At 60.4% G+C, this 609-nt stretch carries 1 protein-coding gene; it reads right to left on the reverse strand.

Annotation, left to right across the window (positions count from 1 at the left end; genetic code table 11):
* Positions 1-609, reverse strand: a 609-nt coding sequence (locus H9Y04_RS49275; protein ID WP_187820188.1) for a class I fructose-bisphosphate aldolase, incomplete at both ends; no start/stop codon positions are given.

Below are 609 nucleotides of genomic sequence, written 5' to 3' on the forward strand. Positions count from 1 at the left end.
GCTGTACACCCGGTCGTCGGTATAGCCGAAGTTAACCGCTTTGTAGCCGCCGTTATTCTCCGCCATCTTTTGCTTAACGATATCGGCGCCGATGGTGGCCGCCAGGTGGTTGGCCTGACCGGTCAGGTCAGCGGAAACATGATAGTCGACGCCGTCTTTCTTGAACGCCGAATTGCGCAGATAGGCCCACAGCACGGTGACCAGGCCCAGCTCATGGGCCCGCTCAAAGGCGGCGGAAATCTCTTCTATCTGACGACGCGATTGTTCTGAGCCGAAATAGATCGTCGCTCCCACGGCCACCGCCCCCATATTGAACGCCTGCTCAACGCTGGCGTAGAGGGTCTGGTCGTATTCGGTGGGGTAGCTCAGCGTTTCGTTATGGTTGAGCTTCACCAGGAAAGGGATGCGATGCGCGTAGCGGCGCGACACCGAGGCCAGCACGCCGTAGGTCGACGCCACGCAGTTACAGCCGGCTTCGATCGCCAGCTCGACGATATTTTTCGGATCAAAGTACAGCGGGTTGGCGGCAAAGGAGGCGCCCGCCGAGTGCTCCACGCCCTGGTCAACCGGCAGAATGGAAAGGTAGCCGGTTCCCCCCAGGCGTCCGGT

The organism is Streptomyces polyasparticus (genome assembly GCF_014493765.1).
GTDB classification, from domain to species: Bacteria; Actinomycetota; Actinomycetes; order Streptomycetales; family Streptomycetaceae; genus Streptomyces; species Streptomyces polyasparticus.